This window comes from Saccharopolyspora erythraea (genome assembly GCF_018141105.1).
Lineage (GTDB): Bacteria > Actinomycetota > Actinomycetes > Mycobacteriales > Pseudonocardiaceae > Saccharopolyspora_D > Saccharopolyspora_D erythraea_A.
The window spans coordinates 3,193,337-3,219,213 of record NZ_CP054839.1 but is presented as its reverse complement, the minus strand read 5'-3'; the positions used below and the strand labels follow the sequence as shown (position 1 = coordinate 3,219,213).

Below are 25,877 nucleotides of genomic sequence, written 5' to 3'. Positions count from 1 at the left end.
ATGGACTCCTCTTGGTGCTGCTTGCGCCAGCCCGACAACGCCGGCAGGACTTTCGCCAGGGCTTCGTCCTCGACGTCCAGCCGCTTGGCGAGCGAGGCGAAGTCCTCCTCCGCCACGGCGTTCCAGAAGGTCTCGTCCGATGCCTCCGCGGCGACTTCGGGCTCGGGGGCCTCGGGCCAGAAGCGCTCGTGCTGGAAGGCGTAGGTCGGCAGGTCCACCCGGCGACCGGTTCCGGCGAAGAACTCCGACCACCGCGGCGAGGCGCCCGAGACGTGCAGTTCGGCCAACGCGGACACCAGGACCGCCTCCTCGCCGCGGTCGCGGCGCGTGGCCGGGACCGCCGTGGCGTCCGCCCCCAGCGTGCCGGTGACCAGCGCGGAGAGCACCGCGTCCGGCCCGAGCTCGCAGAAGGTGCGCACGCCGCGACCGGCGAGGGTACGCACGCCGTCGGCGAAGCGCACCGCGTGCCGCACGTGCCGCACCCAGTACTCCGGGTCGCACAGCTGCTCGGCGGTGGCGATGTCACCGGTCAGGTTCGACACGACCGGCACTTGCGGGGCGTCATAGGTGACTTCCCGTGCGACGCGCCGGAAGTCATCGAGCATGGCGTCCATCAGCGGCGAGTGGAACGCATGGCTGACCCGCAGGCGCCGGGTCCTGCGACCCTCCGCGGCGAGCTCGTCCGCGATCCGGGCGACCTCGGCCTCCGCCCCGGCGATCACTACGGAGCCGGGACCGTTGATCGCGGCGACCGACACCTGCTCGGTCAGCCGTGGGAGCACCTCGTCCTCGGTGGCCTGCACCGAGATCATCGCTCCCCGATCCGGGAGCGCCTGCATCAACCGCGCCCGCGCGGCCACCAGCTTCGCCGCGTCCGCCAGCGACAAGACCCCCGCCACGTGCGCGGCGGCGAGCTCACCGATGGAGTGCCCGGCCAGGAAGCTCGGTCGCAGGCCCCAGGACTCGACCAGCCGGTACAACGCCACCTCGAAGGCGAACAACGCCGGCTGCGTCCACCCCGTCTCATCCAGCAACCCCGCCTCAGCAGAACCCTCCTCAGCGAACATCACCTCCCGCAACCGACGATCCAGCTCCAGATCCAGATGAGCACACACCTCATCCAAAGACTCAGCGAACACCGGGAACCGACCACACAACTCAGCACCCATCCCCACACGCTGCGAACCCTGGCCCGAGAACAGCAACGCCAGCTTTCCGGGCCGCGAGGCATCGCCGCGCAGCACGTTGCCGACCGCGCGGTCCTCGGCCAGCGCGGTGAGCCCGGCGATCAGGGAGTCGCGGTCCTCGGCCAGCACCGCGGCCCGGTGCTCGAAGTGCGCACGGGTCGTGGCCTGCGAATGCGCGAGGTCGGCGAGTGCGCCCTCGTGCCCGGCGAGCCGCGCGGCCTGTGCCCGGAGAGCCTGGGGTGTGCGGCCCGAGACGACCACCGGCACCACGGTCGCCGGGGACTCGACGGGCTCGGCCACCTCGGTCGCCGGCGCCTGTTCCAGCACGACGTGCGCGTTGGTGCCGCTGGCGCCGAACGACGACACGGCGGCTCGCCGCGGGCGCCCGGTCTCCGGCCAGGGAGTGGCCCCGGTCAGCAGCCGCACCGCGCCCGAGTTCCAGTCCACGTGGGTGGAGGGCTCGTCGACGTGCAGCGTCCTGGGCAGCACGCCGTGGCGCATCGCCAGCACCGTCCGGATCACCCCGGCGACGCCTGCGGCGGACTGGGTGTGCCCGATGTTGGACTTCACCGACCCCAGCAGCAGCGGCCGCTCCCGGTCCTGCCCGTAGGTCGCCAGCAACGCCTGCGCCTCGATCGGGTCACCGAGGCGGGTGCCGGTGCCGTGCGCCTCCACCGCGTCGACCTCACCGCCGGGCAGGCCCGCGTCGGCCAGCGCCTTGCGGATCACCCGCTGCTGCGCCAGCCCGTTCGGCGCGGTCAGCCCATTGGAGGCGCCGTCGGAGTTGATCGCCGAACCGCGTAGCACCGCGAGCACCTCGTGCCCGTTGCGCCGCGCGTCGGACAACCGCTCGACCACAAGCATCCCGACGCCTTCGGCCCAGCCGGTGCCGTTGGCGGCCTCGGCGAACGCGCGGCAGCGCCCGTCCGGCGACAGCGCCCCCATCTCGCCGAACTCCACGAACCCGACCGGGCTCGACATCACCGTGACCCCGCCGGCAAGCGCGATCGAGCACTCCCCGGTGCGCAGTGCCTGGGCGGCCTGGTGCAGCGCGACCAGAGAGGACGAGCAGGCGGTGTCCACCGTGACGGTCGGGCCCTCCAGGCCGAACGTGTAGGCGAGGCGTCCGGAGATCAGGCTCGCCGACTGCGCGGTCCTGGCGTGCCCGATCTGCCCGGCAGGCGGCTGGTAGTCACCGGTGCCGCCACCGACGAACACGCCCGCGTCGGTGCCGCGCAGCGAAGCGGGGTCGATGCCGGCGCGTTCCAGCGCCTCCCACGCCGCCTCCAGCGTGATCCGCTGCTGCGGGTCCATCACCAGCGCCTCGCGCGGGGAGATGCCGAAGAACCCGGGGTCGAAGTCGGCGGCGCCGGGCAGGAAACCGCCTTCCCGGACCGCCATCGCCGACAGGTCCCAGCCGCGGTCGGTCGGTGCCGGGCCGATGGCGTCGACCTCGTCGCGCAGCAGCCGCCACAGGTCCTCCGGCGAGCGGACGCCGCCGGGATAGCGGCAGCTCATGCCGACGATCACGACCGGGTCGTCCTCGACCGCGACCGGAGCCGCGGCGGCGGCCTCCGTTCTCGTACCGCTGAGCTCGGAGTTCAGGTGCGCGGCCAGGGCGTTGGGGGTCGGGTGGTCGAAGACGAGCGTGGCTGGCAGCGCCAGCCCTGTCTCAGCGGTGAGGATGTTGCGCAGGTCCACGGCGGTGAGCGAGTCGAAGCCGAGGTCGCGGAACGCCAGCTCCCCTTCCAGCGCTTCGGGGTCGGCGAAGCCGAGCACGCGGGCGGCGGAGGTGCGGACCAGCTCGAGGATGCGCTCGGTGCGCTCGGACTCCGGCATATCCGCGAGGTCCTTGCGCAGCGCGTTCGCGCCGGGCTCGTCCCGCACGGCCTCCGGCAGTTCGGCCAGCAGCGGGCTCGGCCGCTCGGCGGTGAACGCGGGAGCGAACGTCGGCCAATCGACGTCGGCGATGGTCAGCACCGTCTCGTCGCCGCCGATGGCGCGGCCGAGGGCGGTCAGCGCCCGCCGCGAAGCCAGCGCCGCGAGCCCGTTGAACCGCTGGTGCGCCGCGGCCTCGTTCTCCGCGACGTCCCATGCGCTCCAGGACACCAGCAGAGCGGGCAGCCCGCGGGCCCGTCGCCGCCTGGCCAGGGCTTCGAGCCGAGCGCCGGCCGCTGCGTCCTCGGCGCGACCGCGCACGCCCCACGTGGCGGCGATCGAGGACATCAGCACGAAGGCTTCGAGCTGCATCCCGGCCGTCAGCGCGTCCAGGTTCTCCGCGACCTGCGCGGTTCCGGTGTGGAACACCGCGGTGAGTCCGGTCAGCTCCGCCAGGGCGCCGGCCAGCGCCTCGCGGTCGGCCGGGTCGCAGTCGAGGACCGTGGTGGGCACATCGAGCTGCGGGCCGGTTCCGAGAAACACCACGTGCTCGGCTCCGCTGTCCGCGAGCCAGCGGGCGAGGTGACCACCGGCCTCATCCTCGGCGCCGGTCACCAGGACGGTGCCGTGGGGATGCCACGGGGAGGAGCCGGGCGCCGGGGCGTGCACCAGCCTGCGTCCGAACGCGCCGGTGGCACGTACCGCCACCTGGTCTTCCTCACCACCGAGCACACCGGGCAGCCGGGAGATGGCCCGCTCCTCGGGCTGTTCCGGCAGATCGACCAGTCCTCCCCAGCGCGCCGGGTGCTCCAGCGCCGCGACGTGTCCGCGGCCCCATAGCTCGGCCTCGGCGCCGGGCTCCTCCGAGGCCCCGACCGCGACGGCGCCGCGGGTGAGCAGCCACAGCGGCGCCGAGACACCTCGCGCCTCCAGCGCGGACAGCAACTCCACCGGGCGAGCACCCAGCAACGAGACGACACCCGCATAACCGCCGGCGAGATCCGGCAGCGCACCGGCGTTGACTTCGCGGAACTCCGCACCGGACAGCGCATCGCGGACCGCTCGGGTCCAGTCGTCCGAGGCACCCTCCGGCACCAGCACCAGCCAGTCGCCCCGCGACGCCCCGCTCGGCGGCGGCGCCGGCAGCGGCTTCCACGTCGTGACGTAACGCCATTCGTCCACAACGGACTGTTCGTGGCGTTCCCGCCGCCAGGACGACAGGGCCGTGACGACGCTCGACAGCGCCTCGTCGTCGACGTCCAAGGTCTGCGCGAGCGAGCCCAGATCCTCGCTTTCCACGGCCGTCCAGAACTCGCCGTCCAGCGGATCGGCGTGCACCGCCGGTTCCGGCCAGAACCGCTCGCGCTGGAAGGCGTAGGTGGGCAGGGTGACCGTTCGAGCGGCAGTGCCGTCGAAGAACGCCTCCCAGTCGATCCGCACGCCTGCGGTGTGCAGGCGGGCCAGCGCCGTCGTCAGTGCGATCTCCTCGCCCCGGTCCTTGCGCAGCGACGCGACCAGCAGTGGCGCCTCGGCGTCGGCGAGGCTTTGCTGCGCGAGGGCGGTCAGCACGCCGTCCGGGCCGATTTCCAGGAAGCGGGTGACGCCGTGGTCGCGCAGGCTGCGCACGCCGTCGGCGAAGCGCACCGGGCGGCGGACGTGACGGACCCAGTGCTCCGGGTCGCACAGCTGCTCGGCGGTGGCGACTTCACCTGTCAGGTTCGACACGACCGGGATTCGCGGTGGCTCGAAGGACAGTCCGCGGGCCACGCGGCGGAAATCGCCGAGCATCGGGTCCATCAGCGGCGAGTGGAAGGCGTGGCTGACGGGGAGCTCGCGGGTCCGGCGGCCCTGCTCGGCGAAGTGCGCGGCGACGGCTCGGGCGGCTTCGGCCTCACCCGCGACGACCACGGCCTCCGGGCCGTTGACCGCGGCGACCGACACCTGTTCGGTCAGCAATGGCAGGACCTCGTCCTCGGCGGCCTGCACCGACACCATGACTCCGCCCGCCGGGAGAGCCTGCATCAACCGCGCTCGTCCGGCCACGAGCTTCGCGGCGTCCGGGAGCGAGAGCACACCGGCGACGTGCGCCGCGGCGATCTCTCCCACCGAGTGACCGGTCACGTGATCCGGCACGATGCCCCAGGATTCGACCAGCCGGTACAACGCCACCTCGAAGGCGAACAACGCCGGCTGCGTCCACCCCGTCTCATCCAACAACGCCGACTCCGGAGAGCCCTCCTCAGCGAACATCACCTCCCGCAACCGACGATCCAGCTCCAAGTCCAGATGAGCACACACCTCATCCAAAGACTCAGCGAACACCGGGAACCGGCCGCACAACTCACGACCCATCCCCACCCGCTGCGAACCCTGACCCGAGAACAGGAAGGCGCTGCGGCCGCCCGCCGCCTCCGCGACCCCGCGCGCCGCCTCGACAACACCGTCTGAAGTGGACAGCAGCACCGCCCGGTGCCGCAGCGCAGCGCGCCCGGTGGCCAGCGAGTAGGCGATGTCCACTGCGGACTCGTCGGAGCCTGCCGCGAACCCGGTCAGCTGCTCGATCTGCGCGTCCAGCGCGGGTCCGGACCGCCCGGACACCACCCACGGCACCATCTGCGGCCGCACGCGCGGCTCTGGACGTGCCGCGGTGTGCTCGGGCGCCTGCTCGACGATCAGGTGCGCGTTGGTGCCGCTGACGCCGAACGCCGACACCCCGGCCCGGCGCGGACGACCCGCGTCCGGCCAGGCGGTCTCGGCCCTCAGCAGCTCGATCGCGCCGGTCTCCCAGTCGACATGGGTGGTGGGGTTCTCGGCGTGCAGTGTCTTCGGCAGCACGCCGTGCCGCATCGCCAGTACGGCCTTGACCACGCCCGCCACCCCGGCGGCGGCCTGGGCGTGGCCGAGGTTGGACTTGACCGCGCCCAGCAGCAGCGGCTCGGAACGCTCGCGGCCGTAGGTCGCCAGCAGCGCCCGCGCCTCTATCGGGTCACCGAGCCGGGTGCCGGTGCCGTGCGCCTCCACCACATCGACGTCCATCGTGGACAGTCCAGCGTCGGCCAGCGCCCGCCGGATCACCCGCTGCTGCGCCAACCCGTTCGGTGCGGTCAGGCCGTTGGAGGCACCGTCCTGGTTGACCGCGCCGCCGCGCACCACGCCCCAGATCTCGCGCCCGTTGCGCACCGCGTCGGAAAGCCGCTCCAGCACCAGAATCCCGACTCCCTCGGACCAGGCGGTGCCGTCGGCGGCGTCGGAGAACGCCTTGCAGCGCCCGTCCGGGGCGAGCCCGCTCTGCGTGCTGAACTCGACGAACGAGTCCGGCCCCGACATCACCGACACGCCGCCGGCCAGCGCCAGGGAGCACTCGCCGCCGCGCAGCGCGTTCGCGGCCCAGTGCAGCGCGACCAGCGAGGACGAGCACGCGGTGTCCACCGTGACCGCGGGTCCCTCCAGGCCCAGGGTGTAGGACAGCCGCCCGGACATCACGCTGGCGGTGTTGCCGGTGGCGACGTGGCCCTGCACGTCCGCGGCCGCCTTGCGCAGCAGGTCGGCGTAGTCCTGACCGTTGGTGCCGACGAACACGCCGGTGTCGCTGCCGCGCAGCCGTTCCGGGTCGATCGCGGCCCGCTCCAGCGCCTCCCAGGTGGTCTCCAGCAGCAGCCGCTGCTGCGGGTCCATGGCCAGGGCTTCACGCGGGGAGATCCCGAAGAACGGCGCGTCGAAGTCGGCGACGCCGTCCAGGAACCCGCCCTCGCGGGTGGCTGAGGCCCCCGCCGCCAGCGCGTCGAGGTCCCAGCCCCGGTCGGTCGGGAACGGGCCGATCGCGTCACCGCCGGAGGCCAGCAGCTCCCACAGGTCCTCCGGGGAGCGGACTCCGCCGGGGAAGCGGCAGCCGATGCCGACGATGGCGATCGGGTCGTCGTCGGTCCGGGTGAGAGCGGCGGGCGCGTCCTGCGGCAGGGAGCCGACGAGCCCGGCCAGCAGGAAGTCCGCCAGGGCCAGCGGCGTCGGGTGGTCGAAGACCAGGGTGGACGGCAGGTCGAGCCCGGTCGCGGCGGCCAGCGCGTTGCGCAGCTCGACCGTGGTCAGCGAGTCGAACCCGAGGTCGCTGAAGGCGCGCTCCACGTCGATCGCCGCGGGATCGGAGTGCCCGAGCACCACCGCGACCTGGGCCAGCAGCAGGTCCAGCACGACCGGGCGGCGCTGAGGCGCCGGTAGGTCGGCCAGTCGCGCAGTCAGTCCGCCGGAGACCGGGACGGCCTCGTCCGCGCGGCTCTCACGAACCTCCGGCAGGTCGCTGACCAGCGGGTTCGGCCGTGTGGCGGCGAAGGCCGCGACGAACCGCTCCCAGTCGACGTCGGCGACCGCGAGCACGGTGTCGTCCTGCTCCAGGGCTCGGCGCAGCGCCGCGATGGCCCGTTGCGGTGCCATCGGGCTGAATCCGCCGCGCCGCACCCGGTCCTGGACGCCGCCGTCCACGGCCATGCCCGCCTCCGCCCACGGGCCCCACGCGATCGAGGTCGCGGGCAGCCCGGCCGCGCGGCGGGCCTCGGCCAGCGCGTCGAGGTAGGCGTTGGCCGCGGCGTAGTTGCCCTGCCCGGCCCCGCCGATGGTCCCCGCGGTGGAGGAGAACAGCACGAACGCCGACAGGTCCACCCCGGCGGTGAGCTCGTGCAAGTTGCGGGCCGAGGTGACCTTGCTGCGCAGCACCGACCGGAACTGCTCCGGGCTCAGCGCGTCGAGCACGCCGTCGTCGACGACCCCGGCGGTGTGCAGCACCGTGGTCAGCGGGAACTCCTCCGGGACCTCGCGCAGCAGCGCGGCCAGCGCGTCCCGGTCCGCGACGTCGCAGGCCGCGATCGTGACCCGCGCACCGAGCTCGGCGAGCTCCGCGCGCAGTTGCTCGGCACCCGGGGCGTCCTGACCCTGGCGGCTGACCAGCAGCAGATGCTGCGCGCCCGACTCGGCGAGCCAGCGGGCGACGCGGCGGCCGATTCCGCCGGTGCCTCCGGTGACCATAGCGGTCCCGCCGACGCTGAAGGGCTTCTCCTCCTCCGCCGAGACCGGGGCGTGGACGAGCCGGCGCGCGAAGATCCCGGACGGCCGCACGGCCACCTGGTCCTCGCTGCCGCCGAGCACCGCGGCGAGGCGCTCGGCGACGTTCTCCCCGCTCGCCGGGAGGTCGATCAACCCGCCCCAGCGCTGCGGCTGCTCCAGCGCGAGCGTCCGCCCGAGGCCCCACACCGCGGCCTGCTCCGGGACGGTGCCCTGCTCGGCCCGGCCGACGGCGACCGCTCCGCCGGTCAGCAGCCACAGCGGGGCGTCGATCCCGGCGTCGGCGAGAGCCTGGACGGCCGCGGTGTTGAGCAGCAGTCCCGCCGGGACGTCCGGCACGGTCTCGCCGCCGCCGAGCGCGAGCAGGGACACGACTCCGGCGAACCCATCACTGCCGTGCGGGAAACCGGCGTCGTCGGCCTCGGTCCGCAGCCGCCAGGCCAGCTCGGCGCGGTCCGCGCGGGGCACCTCGACGCGCACGACGTCGGCGCCGAGCGCTTCCAGCACGTGGTTCATCCGGTCCTCGTCGACCGATGCCGGCGTCAGCACCAGCCACGTGCCCCCGGGTGCGCTGTCCCCGCCGCGCACGGGCTTCCAGGTGCAGCGGTACCGCCATCCGTCCACAGTGGAGTTCTCCTGGCGCTTGCGGCGCCAGGACGACAGCGCGGGCACCATCGTGCGCACGGTCTGCTCGTCCAAGTCCAGCCCGGAGGCCAGCGCGGAGGTGTCGGACCGCTCCACCGCCGCCCAGAACTCCGCGTCCACCGTGTCGACCGCGGCTTCTTCCGCGGCGGTCCGCTCCGGCCAGAACCGCGTGCGCTGGAAGGCATAGGTGGGCAGGTCGACGAGACGGGCTCCGGAGCCGGCGAAGAACTCCGGCCAGTCCACGTCCAGCCCGGTGACCTCGAGCCGGGCCAGCGCCGTCGTGATCGCCTCGGTCTCGTCGCGGTCGCGGCGCAGCACCGGTACCAGCAGCGCGTCGTCACCGACGGTCTCCCTGGCCATGCCCGACAGCGCGCCGTCCGGGCCGAGCTCCACCATGGTGGTGGTACCGGCCTCGGCCAGGTACCGCACGGCGTCGGCGAAGCGGACCGTGCCGCGCACGTGCTCGACCCAGTAGTCGGCCGTGCACAGCCGTTCCGCGGTGGCGGGCGAGCCGGTCAGGGTCGACACGATCGGGATCGTCGGGGCACGGTAGGTGACCGACTCGGCGACGCCCCGGAACTCCGCCAGCATCGGCTCCATCAACGGCGAGTGGAACGCGTGGCTGACGTTGAGCCGCTTGACCCGACGACCCTGCGCCTCGAAATGCCCCGCGACCGCGGCCGCCTCGTCGCCATCACCGGACACGACGACCGAGTGCGGACCGTTGACCGCCGCAACCGACACCCGCTCGGTCAGCAGCGGCACCACCTCGTCTTCCGCGGCCTGCATGGAGATCATCGCGCCGCCTTCGGGGAGCGCCCCCATGAGCCGGCCGCGGGCCGCGACCAGCGCGCACGCGTCCTCCAGCGAGAACACACCCGCCACGTGAGCGGCAGCGATCTCACCGACGGAATGTCCCGCCAGGTAGTCCGGGCGCACGCCCCAGCTCTCCACCAGCCGGAACAGCGCCACCTCCAGTGCGAACAGCGCGGGCTGGGTGAAGGCGGTGGTGTCCAGCAGCGCGGCCTGCTCGGTACCGGCCTCCGCGAACAGGACGTCCCGCATCGGGGTGTCGAGTTCGGCGTCCAGGCAGGCCAGCACCTCGTCGAGGGCGTCGGCGAACACCGGGAACCGGCCGTACAGCCGACCGCCCATCCCGGCGCGCTGGCTGCCCTGACCGGTGAACAGCAACGCCATCCGACCGCCGGAAGCCCTGCCCAGCACCAGGTTCCCGGCCGGAAGGCCATCGCGCAGCGCGGTGAGCCCGGCGCGCAGCCCGGCCTGGTCCGCCGCGACGACCGCTGCCCGCCGCTCGAACCGGGACCGGGCGGTGGCCAGTGAGAACGCCAGATCGGTCAGGTTCAGCTCGTCGGCCCCGGACAGCAGTCGCGCGGCCTGCGCGCGCAGAGCGGTTTCGGTGCGCGCCGACAGCAGCGCCGGGACGACGCCGCCGATCGGCGTCCCCGCCTGCTCCTCCGCCGCCGGTGGCTGCTCCAGGATCGCGTGCGCGTTGGTGCCGCTGAGCCCGAACGACGACACCGCGGCGCGGCGCGGACGCCCGGTGTCGGGCCACTCGGCCTGCGAGCCGAGCAGTTCGATCGCCCCGGACGACCAGTCCACGTGCGAGGACGGCTGGTCCAGGTGCAGCGAGCGCGGCGCGCTGCCGTGCCGCAGCGCCATGACCATCTTGATGACACCCGCGACTCCGGAGGCCATCTGGGTGTGCCCGATGTTGGACTTCACCGACCCCAGCAGCAGCGGCCGCTCCCGGTCCTGCCCGTAGGTCGCCAGCAACGCCTGCGCCTCGATCGGGTCACCCAGCGCCGTGCCGGTGCCGTGGCCCTCCACGACGTCGACCTCCTGCGGCCGCACACCGGCGTCGGTCAGCGCCGCGCGGATCACGCGCTGCTGCGACAGCCCGTTGGGCGCGGTCAGCCCGTTGGACGCGCCGTCGGAGTTGATGGCCGAGCCCCGCACCAGCGCCAGCACCGGGTGCCCGTTGCGGCGCGCGTCGGACAGCCGCTCCACCAGGACCAGGCCGATGCCCTCGGCCAGGCTCATGCCGTCGGCCGAGTCCGAGTAGGCCTTGCAGCGGCCGTCGGCGGCCATCGCGCGCTGGCGGCTGAAGCCGACGAACGCGCTGGGCGTCGACATCACCGACACTCCGCCCGCCAGCGCCAGCGAGCTCTCCCCCCGTCGCAGCGACTGGCACGCCAGGTGCAGCGCGACCAGCGAGGACGAGCACGCGGTGTCCAGCGTGACCGCCGGTCCTTCCAACCCGTACAGATAGCTCAGCCGCCCGGACAGGATGCTCGCCAGCGCGCCGGTGATCATGTGGCCCTCGGAGCCGTCGGCGGCGTTGGCGTTGTAGTCCTGGTAGCTCGCGCCGATGAACGCACCCGTGCTGCTGCCGCGCAGCCGTTCCGGGTCGATCCCGGCGCGCTCGAAGACCTCCCAGGTGGTCTCCAGCAGCAGGCGCTGCTGCGGGTCCATCGCCAGCGCCTCGCGCGGGGAGATCCCGAAGAACTCCGCGTCGAAGTCGGCCGCGTCGTGCAGGAACCCGCCGCGCGTGGAGTAGGTCCTGCCCTGCCGGTCCGGGTCGGGGTCGTAGAGGCCCTCGGCGTCCCAGCCGCGGTCGGCGGGGAACTCCGAGATCACGTCCGCACCGCTGACCAGCAGCTCCCACAGCTGCTCCGGAGAGCTGACCCCGCCGGGGTAGCGGCAGCTCATGCCGACGATGGCGATCGGTTCGTCATCGACGGCCCCTGCGGTCGTGGAGCCGGTCTCCACGGCGGTCGTCCCGGCGATCTCGGTGCGCAGGAACTCCACCAGCGCCGAGGGGTTCGGGTGGTCGAAGACCATCGTGGTCGGCAGCGTGAGGCCGGTCGCCGCGGCGATCCGGTTGCGCAGCTCCACCGCGGTCAGCGAGTCGAACCCGGCGTCCCGGAACGCGCGGCGTTCGCCGAGGGCCTCCGACGAGGTGTGCCCGAGGGCCGTGGCGGCCTCGGCGCGCACCAGATCGAGCAGCATCCGCTTCTGCTCCGCAGCCGGCCGGCTGCGCAGTGCCGCGGCGAACTCGCCGCCCACGGCGCTCGCACTGGCCTGCTCGGCCCGCTCCGCGATCGCGCGGACCTCGGGGATCTCGTCGAACAGCGCGGTCGGGCGGGCGGCGGCGAACACCGGGTGGTAGCGGTCCCAGTCCACGTCGGCGACCGCGAGCGCGGTCTCGTCGTGCTCCAGGGCACCGCGCAGCCCCGCCAGCGCCAGCCCTGGGGGCATGAAGACCAGCCCGCTGCGGCGGATCTCGTCCGGGTCGACGCGTCCGAGCTTCTGGTCGTCGGCCCAGATCCCCCACGAGACCGATGTGGCGGTCAGCCCGCGAGCACGGCGGTTCTCGGCCAGCGCGGCGAGGTAGGCGTTGCCCGCGACGTAGGCGGCGTGCCTGCCGCTTCCCCACATGCCCGCGGTCGAGGAGAACAGCACGAAGGCGTCGAGCCGGTCGTCGTCGAGCAGTTCGTCCAGCAGCCGGGCGCCCACCACCTTCGCGCGCAGCACGTCGGCGAACGACTCGGTCGTGGCCTCGGAGATCGGCTCCAGGCCGATGAACGCCGCGGTGTGCAGCACGGTGCGAACCGTGCGGCCTTCGTTCTCCAGGTGCGCCAACAGGTTCCGGACCGACTCGCGGTCGCCGAGGTCGCAGGGCAGCATCTCGGCGTCGGCACCCAGCTCGGTCAGTTCGGCGAGCAGCTCGGCCGCTCCCGGTGCCTGCGCGCCGCGGCGGCTGGTGAGCACGATGTGCTCGGCGCCCTGCTCGGCCAGCCAGCGCGCCAGATGCGGTGCGAGGGTGCCGGTGCCTCCGGTGACCAGCGTGGTCCCCCGCGGGGTCCAGGAGCGCGCCGGCGCGCGGTCACCCGCCGGGGCGCGCACGACGCGGCGGGCGAAGACCCCCGAGGCGCGGACGGCGAGCTGGTCCTCCTCGCCGATCCCGGCCAGCGCGGCGGACAGCCGCTGCCCGGCCCGCTCGTCGAGGTGCTCGGGCAGGTCGAGCACGCCGCCCCAGCGCTGCGGGTGCTCCAGCGCGGCGGTCCAGCCGAGGCCGAGGACCTGCGCCTGCTCCGGGTTGGTGACCCGTTCGGCGCGGGTGGTGGCCACGGCGCCGCGGGTGAGCAGCCACAGCGGGGCTTCGACCTCGGCATCGCCGAGGGCCTGGACCAGGGTCACCGACAGCGCCAGGCCGAGCGGGAGCTCGGGGTAGCGCGTGGTGGGCTGCTCGGCCAACGCCAGCAGGCACACCGCACCGGCGATCCGCTCGGCGTCCTCGGCCGCTGAGATCTCCGCGGCCAGGCGTGCGGTGGCTGCCTCGCGGTCCAGGCACGACTCGTCCAGTTCCACGCGCCGCACCCTCGCCCCGTTGGCGGTCAGCGCGGCGGTCACCGCCGAGTCGTCCACTCCCGCGGCGGTCACCACCAGCCAGGTGTCGGACAGCACCGCCGAACCGATGCCGCTCAGCGGCTTCCAGACGACCCGGTAGCGCCATGAATCCACAGTGGATTCATCGGTGCGTGCGCGTCGCCACGACGAGAGCGCGGGCAGCACCGCCGCCAGCGAGTCCTCGTCCACGTCGAGGCGATCGGTCAGCGAGTCGAGGTCCTGGGCTTCGACGGCGGCCCAGAACTCCGCCTCCGCCGCGTCGGACTCGCGCACGGCCGGCGCCGGCGCGGCGGGCAGGGCCCAGAGGTGCTCGTGCTGGAACGCATAGGTCGGCAGGTCCACACGCCGTGCCCCGGTCCCGGCCAGCGCAGGGCCGAAGTCCACGGCGACGCCCCTGGCGAACAGCTCCCCCGCCGACAGCAGGAACCGGTCCACGCCGCCTTGGTCCCGGCGCAGCGTGCCGCAGGCCACGACCGGCCGCCCGGCCGCCTCGACGGTCTCCTGCACGCCGATCGTCAGCACCGGGTGCGGGCTGATCTCGACGAACACCCCGTGCTCCTGCTCGACGAGAGCGCGGATGGCGGGTTCGAAGCCCACGGTCTGACGCAGGTTCCGGTACCAGTAGGCGGCGTCCATGCCGGTGGTGTCGAGCCAGTCCCCGGTGACCGTGGAGAAGAACGGCACGCTCGGGGTTCGCGGCGCCACGGGGGCGAGCACGTCGAGCAGTTCGGCCTCGAGCGCTTCGACGTGCGCGGAGTGCGAGGCGTAGTCCACGGCGATGCGCCGCACCCGCACGTCCTCGGCGGTCAGCTCCGCCCGCAGATCCTCCAGCGCCGACGGGTCTCCGGAGACCACGACCGAACGCGGTCCGTTGACCGCCGCGACCGACAGCCCCGCGCCGATGCGGGCTTCGACCTCGGCGGCCGGCAGCGCGATCGACATCATGCCGCCGGCACCGGCCAGCGTCCGGGCGATCGCCTGGCTGCGCAGGGCCACCACCCGCGCGGCGTCCTCCAGCGACAGCGCGCCGGAGACGCAGGCGGCGGCGATCTCGCCCTGCGAGTGCCCGACCACCGCGTCCGGGACGACGCCGTGGTGCTCCCACAGCGCGGCCAGCGAGACCATCATCGCGAACGACGCGGGCTGCACCACGTCCACGCGCTCCAGCGACGGCGCTCCTTCGGCCTCGCGCAGCACGTCCAGCAGCGACCAGTCCACGAACGGCTCCAGCGCGGCGGCGCACTCGGTGAGCCGCTCGGCGAACACCGAAGACTCCGCCAGCAACCGCGCGCCCATTCCCGCCCACTGCGAGCCCTGGCCGGGGAAGACGAACACCGTCCCGCCGTCGGCCTCGGCGACCCCGTGCGCCACGCCGGTCCCTGCCTGCCCCGCGGCGAAGGTCTCCAGCGAGCTCACCAGCTCGTCGCGGTCGGTTCCGACGAACACCGCGCGGTGCTCGAACCGGGCGCGCGAGCTCAGCAACGAGTGCGCGACGTCCACCGGCCGCTCGCCGCCGACGTGGGCGGCGAGCTTCGCCGCCTGCGCACGCAGCGCGGACTCGCCCCGGGCCGAGAGCACCCACGGCACCGCATCGCACGGGACCTCGACGACCCGCGGTTCGGCAGCGGTCTCGTCTTCCGCCGAAGGCTGCTCCAGGACGGCGTGGGCGTTCGTGCCGCTGATGCCGAACGACGACACGCCGCACCTGCGGACCTCGGCCTGGGGCCACTCGGTGTTCTCGTGCAGCAGCGCCACCGTGCCCGGCGACCAGTCGATGTGCGAGGAGGGCTGGTCGGCGTGCAGCGTCTTCGGCAGCACGCCGTGCCGCATCGCCAGCACCATCTTGATCACGCCGACCACCCCGGCGGCGGACTGGGTGTGGCCGATGTTGGACTTCACCGAGCCCAGCAGCAGCGGGCTCGCCGGGTCTCGGTCGCGGCCGTAGGTGGCCTGCAACGCCTGCGCCTCGATCGGGTCGCCCAGCGCGGTTCCGGTGCCGTGCGCCTCCACGACCTGCACGTCCGTGGCCGACAGGCGCGCGTTGGTCAGCGCCTGCCGGATCACCCGCTGCTGCGACGGACCGTTCGGCGCGGTCAGTCCGTTGGACGCGCCGTCCTGGTTCACCGCCGAGCCGCGCACCACCGCCAGCACCGCGTGCCCGTTGCGGCGCGCGTCGGAAAGGCGTTCCACGAGCAGCATCCCGACGCCCTCCGACAGCGTCATGCCGTCGGCGTCGTCGGAGAACGCCTTGCACCGCCCGTCCTGGGCCAGCCCCCGCTGGCGGCTGAACGCGATGAACGCGTCGGGCACCGGCATCACCGTCGCCCCGCCGGCCAGCGCCAGGTCGCTCTCGCCGTTGCGCAGCGACTGGCAGGCCAGGTGCAGCGCGACCAGCGAGGACGAACACGCGGTGTCCACAGTGACCGCCGGGCCCTCCAGGCCGAACAGGTAGGACAGCCGGCCGGACAGCACGCTCGGACTGGTGCCGGTGACCATGTGGCCTTCGGAGCCTTCGGTCGCGCCGCTGCCGTAGTCCTGGAAGCTGGAGCCGACGTAGGTGCCGGTGCGGCTGCCGCGCAGCGAGTCCGGGTCGATCCCGGCGCGCTCGAAGGACTCCCAGGTGGTCTCCAGCAGCAACCGCTGCTGCGGGTCCATCGACAGCGCCTCGCGCGGCGAGATCCCGAAGAACCCGGGATCGAACCGCCCGGCGTCGTGCAGGAATCCGCCCTGCGTGGAGTACGTGGTGCCCGCCCGGTCCGGGTCCGGGTCGTAGAGCCGGTCGACGTCCCAGCCCCGGTCCACCGGGAAGTCGGAGATCGCGTCGGCTCCGCCGGAGACCAGGTCCCAGAGCTGCTCCGGGGTGTTCGAGCCGCCCGGGAACCGGCAGGCCATGCCGATGATCGCGACCGGCTCGCCGGTGGCGACCGCGGCGGCGGCGACCTGGTTCTCCTCGGCGGCGCCGACCAGTTCGCCCTGCAGGAAGGCAGCCAGAGCCTGGGCGCTCGGGTAGTCGAAGACCAGCGTGCTCGGTAGCGCCAACCCGGTCGCGGCCGCCAGCCGCTTGCGCAGCTCCACGGCGGTCAGCGAGTCGAAGCCGATGTCGCGGAACGCGCGGCGCTCGGGCACCCGGTCGGCCGAGGCGTGCCCCAGCACCGCCGCGGCCTCGGTGCGCACCAGGTCCAGCAGCACGCGCTGCTGCTCGTCCTGGTCCAGCCCGCGCAGCCGGGCCGCGACCTCGCCGCCCGGCTCATCGGCCGGCCCGTCCAGCGCGCGGACGCCGGGGAGCTCGGAGAGCAGCGGGCTCGGGCGACCCGAGGTGAAGACCGGGTGGTAACGCGACCAGTCCACGTCGGCGACGGTCACCGCCACGTCGCGCTGCACGACGGCGCGTGCGAGCTCGGCGACGGCGCGTTCCGGCGCGAGCATGCCGAGGCCCTGGCGGCGCAGCGAGTCCGCCATGGCCTCGCCGGTGGCCATGCCAGCCTCCGCCCACGGCCCCCACGCGATCGCGGTGGCGGTCAGTCCGCGAGCGCGGCGGTGCTCGGCGATCGCGTCGAGCTGCGCGTTCGCCGCGCCGTATGCGCTCTGCCCGCCGCTGCCCCAGACCCCGGCGATCGAGGACAGCAACACGAAGAAGTCCAGCTCGCGGTCACCGAGCAGCGCGTCCAGGTTCGCCGCCCCGGCCACCTTCGCCGACATGACGGTGGCGAACTCGGCCAGGCCGGTGTGCGCGATCGGGTTGTCCTGCCCGATCCCGGCCGCGTGCACCACTCCGGTGAGCGGGTGCTCCTGCGGGATCTCCGCCAGCACCGCGGCCAGCGCCTCGCGATCGGCCACGTCGCAGGCGGCGATGTGGACCCGCGCACCGAGGTCGCGCAGCTCTGCGGCGAGTTCGCCCGCGCCGGGGGCGTCCGCACCTCGGCGGCTGGTGAGCACGAGCCGGTCGATCCCGCTGCGCGCCAGCCAGCGGGCGACCTCCGCTCCGAGGGCACCGGTACCTCCGGTGACGAGCGCCGTCCCGGACGGGCGGAACTCGCGCGCGCTCCCGGCGATCGGGTGGTGCAGCAACCGCCGCCCGCGGACACCGGACGCGCGCACCGCGATCTGGTCCTCCCCGTCGAGCCCGCTCAGCGCGCACGCCAGTCGCGCCCCGCCCTGCCGGTCCAGCTTCGCGGGCAGGTCCACCAGCCCGCCCCAGCGCTGGGGGTGTTCCAGGGCGGCGACGCGGCCGAAGCCCCACACCGCGGCCTGCGCCGGGCTGGTGACCGGATCATCGGGGCCGGTCGACACCGCACCCCGGGTGAGCGTCCACAGTGGCGTGTCCGGGGCCAGGTCTCCGAGCGTCTGGGTGAGCACCACGGTCAGCGCGAGCCCGGCGGCGAGCGCGGGTTGCGCGGCGCCGGGCCGCTCCTCCGCCGCCAGCAGCGAGACGATCCCGGCCACCGCTTCCAGGTCCGCCAGCCGTTCGGCCATCGCCTGCTGGTCCAGGCAGTCCTCGTCCAGCACGACCTCGCGCACGCTCGCGCCGTGCGCCTGCAGGGCTTCGACCACGTCGCCGCGCTCGGCGTCCTCGGTGGTGACCAGCAGCCAGGTGCCGTCCAGCACGGCCGGCGCCGGGGTGCTCAGCGGGCGCCAGTCGATGCGGTAGCGCCACGAGTCCAGCAGCGCCTTCTCGTGCCTGCCCTGCCGCCAGGACGACAGCGCGGGCAGCAGCGAGTACAGCGAGGCGTGCTGGGAGTCCTCCAGCCCGAGAAGCGCGGCGAGCTCCTCGCCATCACCTCGTTCGACCGCGCCCCACAGCTCGTCGTCCTCGTCCACGCGCGCGGCGAGCGCGCTGGTCTCCGGCCAGTACGGCTCGCGCTGGAAGGCGTAGGTCGGCAGGTCGACCCGCGCACCGGGGAACATCGCCGACAGGTCCACCGGGACGCCCCGCACGTGCAGTCGGGCCAGCGCGGCGGTGAGCGAGAAGACCTCTCCCCGCTCGGCGCGCTGGGCGGGCACGGACTCGGCCTCGTCGCCGAGGACCTCCTGCGCCATCGCGCTCAGCACGCCGTCCGGGCCCAGCTCCAGGAAGGTCCGCGCCCCGGCCTCGGCCATGGCGCGCACGCCGTCGGCGAACCGCACCGTCGCGCGCACGTGCTCGACCCAGTACTCCGGCGAGCACAGCTCCGCCTCGGTGGCCGGCGCACCGGTCACGTTGGACACGACCGGGATTTCCGGCCGCTGGTAGGTCAACTCCTCGGCGACCGCGCGGAAATCGGCGAGCATCGGCTCCATCAGCGGCGAGTGGAAGGCGTGGCTCACCGACAGCCTCTTGGTCCTGCGGCCGGCGAACCGCGCGGCGACCGCGCCGACGGCCTCGTCCGCGCCGGAGATCACCACCGAGTCCGGGCCGTTCACCGCGGCGAGGGAGACCCCGCCGGTGAGCAGCGGCGCCACCTCTTCTTCGGTGGCCTGCACGGCGATCATCGCTCCACCCATGGGCAACCGCTGCATCAGCCGGGCACGGGCGGAGACCAGCGCGCACGCGTCGGCCAGCGAGAGCACCCCGGCCACGTGCGCCGCGACGAGCTCGCCGATGGAGTGGCCCGCCACCTGCGCCGGCTTGACGCCCCACGACTCGACCAGCCGGTACAGCGCCACCTCCAGCGCGAACAGCGCGGGCTGGGCGTAGCCGGTGTGGTCGAGCAGTCCGGCCTCGGCGGTGCCGGGCTCGGCGAACAGGACCTCGCGCACCGGCCGGTCGAAGCCGGCGTCGAAATGCGCCAGCACCTCGTCCAGAGCGGCGGCGAACACCGGGTGCCCGTCGTAGAGCTCCCGTCCCATGCGGGGTCGTTGGCTGCCCTGCCCGGTGAACAGCACCGCGAGCTTGCCCGGCTGGGTCTCACCGGCGACCAGCGCGGGGTCGGGCCGGTCCGCTGCCAGCGCGCGTAGCGCGCCGAGGAGTTCGCCGCGGTCGCTGCCTACCACGGCGGCGCGCTGCTCGAAGGCCGAGCGGGTGGTGGCCAGCGAATGCGCCACGTCGGCCGGGGCGAGATCCGGATCGGATTCGACATGGGCGACCAACCGGGCCGCCTGAGCGCGCAGGGCGTCGCGGGTCCGGCCGGAGAGGTGCCAGGCCACGACCCCGCCGCTGGTGCCGCGCTCGGCGGCGGGCGCGGCCTCGGGCTGTTCGAGAACGAGGTGCGCGTTGGTGCCGCTGATGCCGAAGGACGACACCCCGGCGCGACGGGGGCGGCCCACGTCCGGCCAGGCGGTCTCGGCGGTCAGCAGCTCGACCGCACCCGACTCCCAGTCCACGTGCGAGGACGGCTCGTCGGCGTGCAGCGTGCGCGGCAGCACCCCGTGGCGCATCGCCATGACCATCTTGATCACGCCCGCCACGCCCGCGGCGGCCTGGGTGTGGCCGAGGTTGGACTTGACCGCCCCGAGCAGCACCGGGTGCTCGCGGTCCTGGCCGTAGGTGGCCAGCAGGGACTGCGCCTCGATCGGGTCACCGAGACGGGTGCCGGTACCGTGCGCCTCCACCACGTCGACGTCCGATGTGGACAGACCGCCGCTCGCGAGCGCCTGCCGGATCACGCGTTGCTGCGAGGGCCCGTTCGGCGCGGTCAGCCCGTTGGAGGCCCCGTCCTGGTTGACCGCGGAGCCGCGCACCACGGCCAGCACCTCGTGCCCGTTGCGGCGGGCGTCGGAGAGCCGTTCCAGCACCAGCATCCCGACGCCTTCGGACCAGCCCACGCCGTCGGCGTCGTCGGAGAACGCCTTGCAGCGACCGTCCGGGGAAAGCCCGCGCTGCCGGGAGAACTCGACCAGCGCCGCCGGGGTGGACATCACGGTGACACCGCCGGCCAGCGCCAGCGAGCATTCCCCCGCGCGCAGGGCCTGCATCGCCCAGTGCATCGCCACCAGCGAGGACGAACAGGCGGTGTCGACGGTCACCGCGGGGCCTTCCAGGCCGAGGGTGTAGGCGACGCGGCCCGAGGCGATGCTCGCGGAGGTGCCGCTGCCCTGCAGGCCCTCGTACTCCCCGCCCGCGAGAACCGCGCCGTAGTCGTTGTACATCACCCCCGCGAACACGCCGGTCCGGCTGCCGCGCAACGACTTCGGGTCGATCCCGGCGCGCTCGACGGCCTCCCACGACGACTCCAGCAGGAGCCGCTGCTGCGGGTCGGTGGCCAGCGCCTCCCGCGGGCTCATCCCGAAGAAGGCGGGGTCGAACTCCGCGGCCTCGTGCAGGAACCCGCCGGAGCGGGTGTAGGCGGTGCCGAGGTTGTCGGGGTCGGCGTCGTAGAGCGCGTCGAGATCCCAGCCGCGGTTGGCGGGCAACCCGGAGATCGCGTCGGTGCCCTCCCGCACCAGCCGCCACAGCTCATCCGGTGACGACACGCCACCCGGGTAGCGGCAGGCCATGCCGACGATCACGATCGGGTCGCCGGACACCGCCACCGGTGCCGCGGTGTCTTCGGCGGACTCCGCGCCGACCAGCTCACCCAGCACGTACTCGGCCAGCGCCCGCGAGGTCGGGTAGTCGAACACGACGGTCGCCGAGACCCGCAGGCCGGTGGCGGTGGCCAGGCGGTTGCGCAGCTCCACGGCGGTCAGCGAGTCGAAACCGAGGTCCTGGAACGCGCGGTCGGGCTCGATGTCGTCGGCTCCGCCGTGCCCGAGCACCGCCGCGACCTGGCTGCGCACCAGGTCGAGCACGGCCTCGAGACGTTCTCCGGCGTCGAGCGCGGCGAGCCGCTGCACCAGCCCGGCCGCCCTGCCGGAGCCAGTGACCGCGGAACGCCGCGCGGGCGTGCGGATCAGGCCGCGCAGGAACGCCGGGACGCCGCCGCGCGAGCGCAGCACCGGCAGGTCCAGGCGCACCGGCAGCAGCACCGGCTCGCCTGCTCCGAGCGCGGCGTCGAACAGGGCGATGCCCTGCTCCGGCTCCAGCGGCGGGGTCCCGCTGGCGGCCAGCCGGTGCAGGTCGGTTTCGGCCAGCCCGCCGGTCATCCCGCCCGAGGACGACCACGGACCCCAGGCCAGCGACAACGCGGGCAGCCCGGCGCCGCGCCGATGCCGGGCCAGCGCGTCGAGGAAGGCGTTGGCCGCGGAGTAGTTCGCCTGCCCGGTGGCTCCGACCGCCCCGGCCAGGGAGGAGAACAGGACGAACGCGTCGAGGTCGTGGCCGCGGGTGATCTCGTGCAGGTTCCAGGCCGCGTCCACCTTCGGGCGCAGCACGGTGGAAACCCGCTCCGGCGTCATCGACTCCAGCACTCCGTCGTCGAGGACGCCCGCAGCGTGGACGACCGCGGTGAGCGGGTGCTCGGCCGGGATCCCGGCGACCAGGTCGGCGACGGCCTCCCGATCGGCCGCGTCGCAGACGGCCACCCGCACGTCCTCCGCCCCGTGCTCGGCGAGCACGCCGACCAGCTCGCCCACGCCTTCGGACTCCGCACCGCGACGGCTGCAAAGCAGCAGGTGCCGCACACCGCGCTCGGTCACCAGGTGCCGGGCGAACATCGCCCCGAGGCCGCTGGTGCCGCCGGTGATCAGCACCGTGCCCTCGGGGTTCCACTCCGGCGCGGTGGCTTCTGGCAGCGACGCTCGCACCAGCCGCGCGGCCTGCAGTTGTGCCCCCTGCACGCGCAGTTGCGGTTCGTCGGCCAGACCGATCGCCTGCGGCAGCAGCGCCGCGTCGCTCCGGGCATCTCCGCTGAGGTCGATCAGCCCGAACCGGCCGGGGGTTTCGGCCTCCGCGGTGCGGACCAGTCCCCACACCGCCGAGGCAGGCAGATCGTCGCCGCCGGTCGCGCTGCGCGTGACGAACACCAGCCGCCCGCCGGTGGAGCGCTCGAGCCAGGACTGCGCGATCGCCAGCACGTGCGCGGTCAGCTCGTGCACGGCCGCCGGCGACGGTGTCCCACCGTGCACGGGGACGAGCACGACCTCGGCCTCGTCCGGGAGCTCAGCGATGTCCTCGACGAACGGGACCTCACCCAGCAGTGCCCGCACGCCGAGGGGATCAGCCCCCAGCACCGCGACGTTCTCGGGCGCCGACGAGCGCGGCGCGACCGGCGACCAGTCCAGCCGGAACATCGACTCGCGCTCGGTCGCGCCCAGACGGCGTTCCCCGGCGGGCCGCAGCACCAGCGATTCCACCGACGCGACCGGCGCGCCCGACTGCTCGGCCACCTCCAGCGACACCGCGTCGTCACCGGCGCGGGTCAGGCGCACCCGCGCGGTCGAAGCGCCGCCGGCGTGCAGCGTCACGCCCTCCCACGAGAACGGCAGCCTGCCGCGGTCGTCCTCGCCGAACCCGGCGAACACCGAAGCGTGCAGGGCCGCGTCGAGCAGGGCGGGATGCACGCCGAACGCGGCGGCGTCGGAGCCCGCCGAGTCGGGCAGCGCGACCTCGGCGAACACCTCGTCGCCGCGCCGCCACGCGGCGCGCAGGCCCTGGAAGACCGGCCCGTAGCCGAAGCCCTCCGAAGCCAGCCGCTCGTAGAGCCCGTCCAGCTCCACCGGCTGCGCGCCGACGGGCGGCCACTCCGGGCCGAACTCGGCCGCCTCGGCCGGCCCGGCGGCCGTGAGCACGCCGTCGGCGTGCCGGGTCCACGGCTGCTCGTCATCGCCGTCCGGCCGCGAGTACAGGGCGAGCGAGCGCCGCCCGGACCCGTCCGGCCCGCCCAGCCATACCTGGACCTGCACGCCGCCTCGTTCCGGCAGCACCAGCGGCGCGGCCAGTGTCAGCTCCTCGATCCGGTCGCAGCCGACCTCGTCGCCTGCGCGGATCGCCAGCTCCACGAACGCCGTGCCGGGCAGCAGGGCCGTGCCCCCCACGGTGTGGTCGGCCAGCCAGGGATGGGTCTGCGCGGACAAGCGCCCGGTGAGCAGAACGCCGTCGGAGTCGGCCAGCGAGACCGCGGCGGCCAGCAGCGGGTGGTGCGCGGCACCGAGTCCGGCCGAGCGCACGTCACCGTCCTGGGCGCGCATCGTCTTCGGCCAGAATCGCCGGCGTTGGAAGGCGTAGGTGGGCAGCTCGATCCGCTGGGCCCCGGTTCCGGCGAAGAACTCCGTCCAGCGCACCGCGATGCCATGCGCGTGGAGTTGCGCAACGGCCTGCGTGATCGCGGATACCTCGTCCTGCTTGGCGCGCAGCGCCGGCACGGCGACAGCCTCCTGCGCGGAGGAGTCCGCGAGGCAGTCCGGAACCGCGGCCGAGAGCACCCCGTCCGGCCCCAACTCGAGGAACGCCCGCACGCCGTGGTCGCCGAGCCAGCTCACCGCGTCGTGGAACCGCACGGCCCGCTGGACGTGCTCGACCCAGTAGTCGGCCGTGGCGAGCTCGCGCGCGGTGGCCTGAGCACCGGAAACGGTGGACACGATCGGCAGCAGCGGTTCCTGCGGCGAAAGCCGTTCCACGACCGCGCGGAACTCCGCCAGCATCGGCTCCATCAACGGCGAGTGGAACGCGTGGCTGACGTTGAGCCGCTTGACCCGACGACCCTGCGCCTCGAAATGCCCCGCGACCGCGGCCGCCTCGTCGCCATCACCGGAGACCACCACCGAGCTCGGCCCGTTGACCGCCGCAACCGACACCCGCTCGGTCAGCAGCGGCACCACCTCGTCCTCGGCAGCCTGCAACGCGATCATCACGCCACCGGGCGGCAACTCCTGCATCAACCGGCCCCGCGCGCACACCAGCGCGCAGGCGTCCTCCAGCGAGAACACACCCGCCACGTGAGCGGCAGCGATCTCACCGATGGAGTGACCGGCCAGGTAGTCCGGACGCAGGCCCCACGACTCGGCGAGCCGGTGCAGAGCGACCTCGACGGCGAAGACGGCGGGCTGGGCGTAGCGGGTCCGGTCCAGCAGCGCCGCCTCCGCGGTGCCGGGCTCGGCGAACATGACCTCCCGCAGCGGGCGGTCCAGCTCTGTGTCGAGCTGCGCGAGCACTGACTCCAGCGCGTCGGCGAACACCGGGAACCGGGCGTGCAGATCACGCCCCATGCCCAGACGCTGCGAACCCTGCCCGGTGAACAGGAACGCGAGCTTCGAACCGGACTGCGCCGTGCCGCGGACCAGACCGCGCGCGTCCTCGCCCGCGGCAAGCGCGCGGAGCCCGGCGAGCACGTCATCACGGTCGTGCGCAGTCAGCACCGCGCGGTGTTCCAGGGCCGCTCGGGTCGTCGTTGTGGACAACGCGACGTCCAACGGCCGTGGTTCTCCGGCCTCGACCACCTCCAGCAGCCGGGCGGCCTGCTCACCCAGCGCCTCGCGGGTCTTGCCGGACAGCGCGATCGGCACGACCTCCGCGGCCACCGCGGGTTCGGTCTGCTCGGCCTCGACCGGTGGGGCCTGCTCGATGATGGCGTGCGCGTTGGTGCCGCTGATTCCGAACGACGAGACCGCGGCGCGGCGGGGCTGATCGCCCTGCGTCCACGGGATCTGCTCGGTCAGCAGCCGCACCGCGCCGCTGCTCCAGTCCACATGCGACGACGGCTCGTCCACGTGCAGCGTCCGGGGCAACACGCCGTGGCGCATCGCCATGACCATCTTGATCACGCCGGCGACACCGGCGGCGGCCTGGGTGTGGCTGATGTTGGACTTCACCGAACCCAGCCACAGCGGACGGTCCCGCTCCTGACCGTAGGTGGCCAGCAGCGCCTGCGCCTCGACGGGATCACCGAGCACGGTGCCGGTCCCATGCGCCTCCACGGCGTCCACTTCGGACGCCGACAGCCGCGCGTTCACCAGCGCCTGCTGGATGACGCGCTGCTGCGACGGGCCGTTGGGCGCGGTGAGCCCGTTGGACGCACCGTCCTGGTTCACCGCACTGCCGCGCACCACCGCGAGCACCTCGTGCCCGTTGCGGAGCGCGTCGGACAGCTTCTCCAGCACCAGCACGCCCGCGCCCTCGGCCCAGCCGGTACCGCCCGCGCTGTCGGCGAACGAACGGCAACGCCCGTCGGCCGCCAGCCCGCCCTGCCTGCTGAACTCCAGGAACGTCGCCGGGCTGGACATGATCGTGACCCCGCCCGCCAGCGCCAGCGAGCACTCCCCTGCGCGCAGCGAGTGCGCGGCCAGGTGCAGCGCCACCAGCGAGGACGAGCACGCGGTGTCCACGGTGATCGCCGGGCCGACCGCGCCGAAGGTGTAAGACAACCGTCCGGAGAGGACGCTCGCGCTGTTTCCGGTGAGCTGGAAGCCGTCCACGTCGTCGGCCGGCCCGACGCGGTAGTCCTGCGCCATCGCCCCCATGAACACACCGGTGCGGCTGCCGCGCACCGAAGCCGGGTCGATGCCCGCGCGCTCGAACGCCTCCCAGACCACCTCCAGCAGCACGCGCTGCTGCGGGTCCATCGCCAGCGCCTCACGCGGGGAGATCCCGAAGAAGCCGGCGTCGAACTCGCTCGCGTCGTGCAGGAACCCACCGGAGCGGGTCGCGGTGTCGAGCTCGTCGACGTCCCAGCCGCGGTCGGTGGGAAACCCGGAGAGTCCGTCGCGGCCCTCGGCTACCATCCGCCACAGGTCCTCCGGTGCGCTCACGTCGCCGGGATAGCGGCAGCTCATGCCGACCACGGCGATGGGCTCCCGCGCCGCGTCCTCCAGCTCCTGCACACGCGCGCGGGACCGCCGCAGGTCGGCGCCGGCCCGCTTGAGGTAGTCCCGGAGCTTCTGCTCGTTGTCCAT

The 25,877-nt window shown here is 73.9% G+C and carries 1 protein-coding gene (cut by a window edge); it reads right to left on the bottom strand.

What is annotated here, in order from left to right:
• Positions 1-25,877, bottom strand: the 5' portion of a protein-coding gene (locus tag HUO13_RS14885; RefSeq protein WP_211901940.1) for a type I polyketide synthase. The gene continues 1,954 nt to the left of window position 1, outside the view; only the first 25,877 of its 27,831 coding nucleotides appear in the window; its start codon is at positions 25,875-25,877; the stop codon falls past the left edge of the window.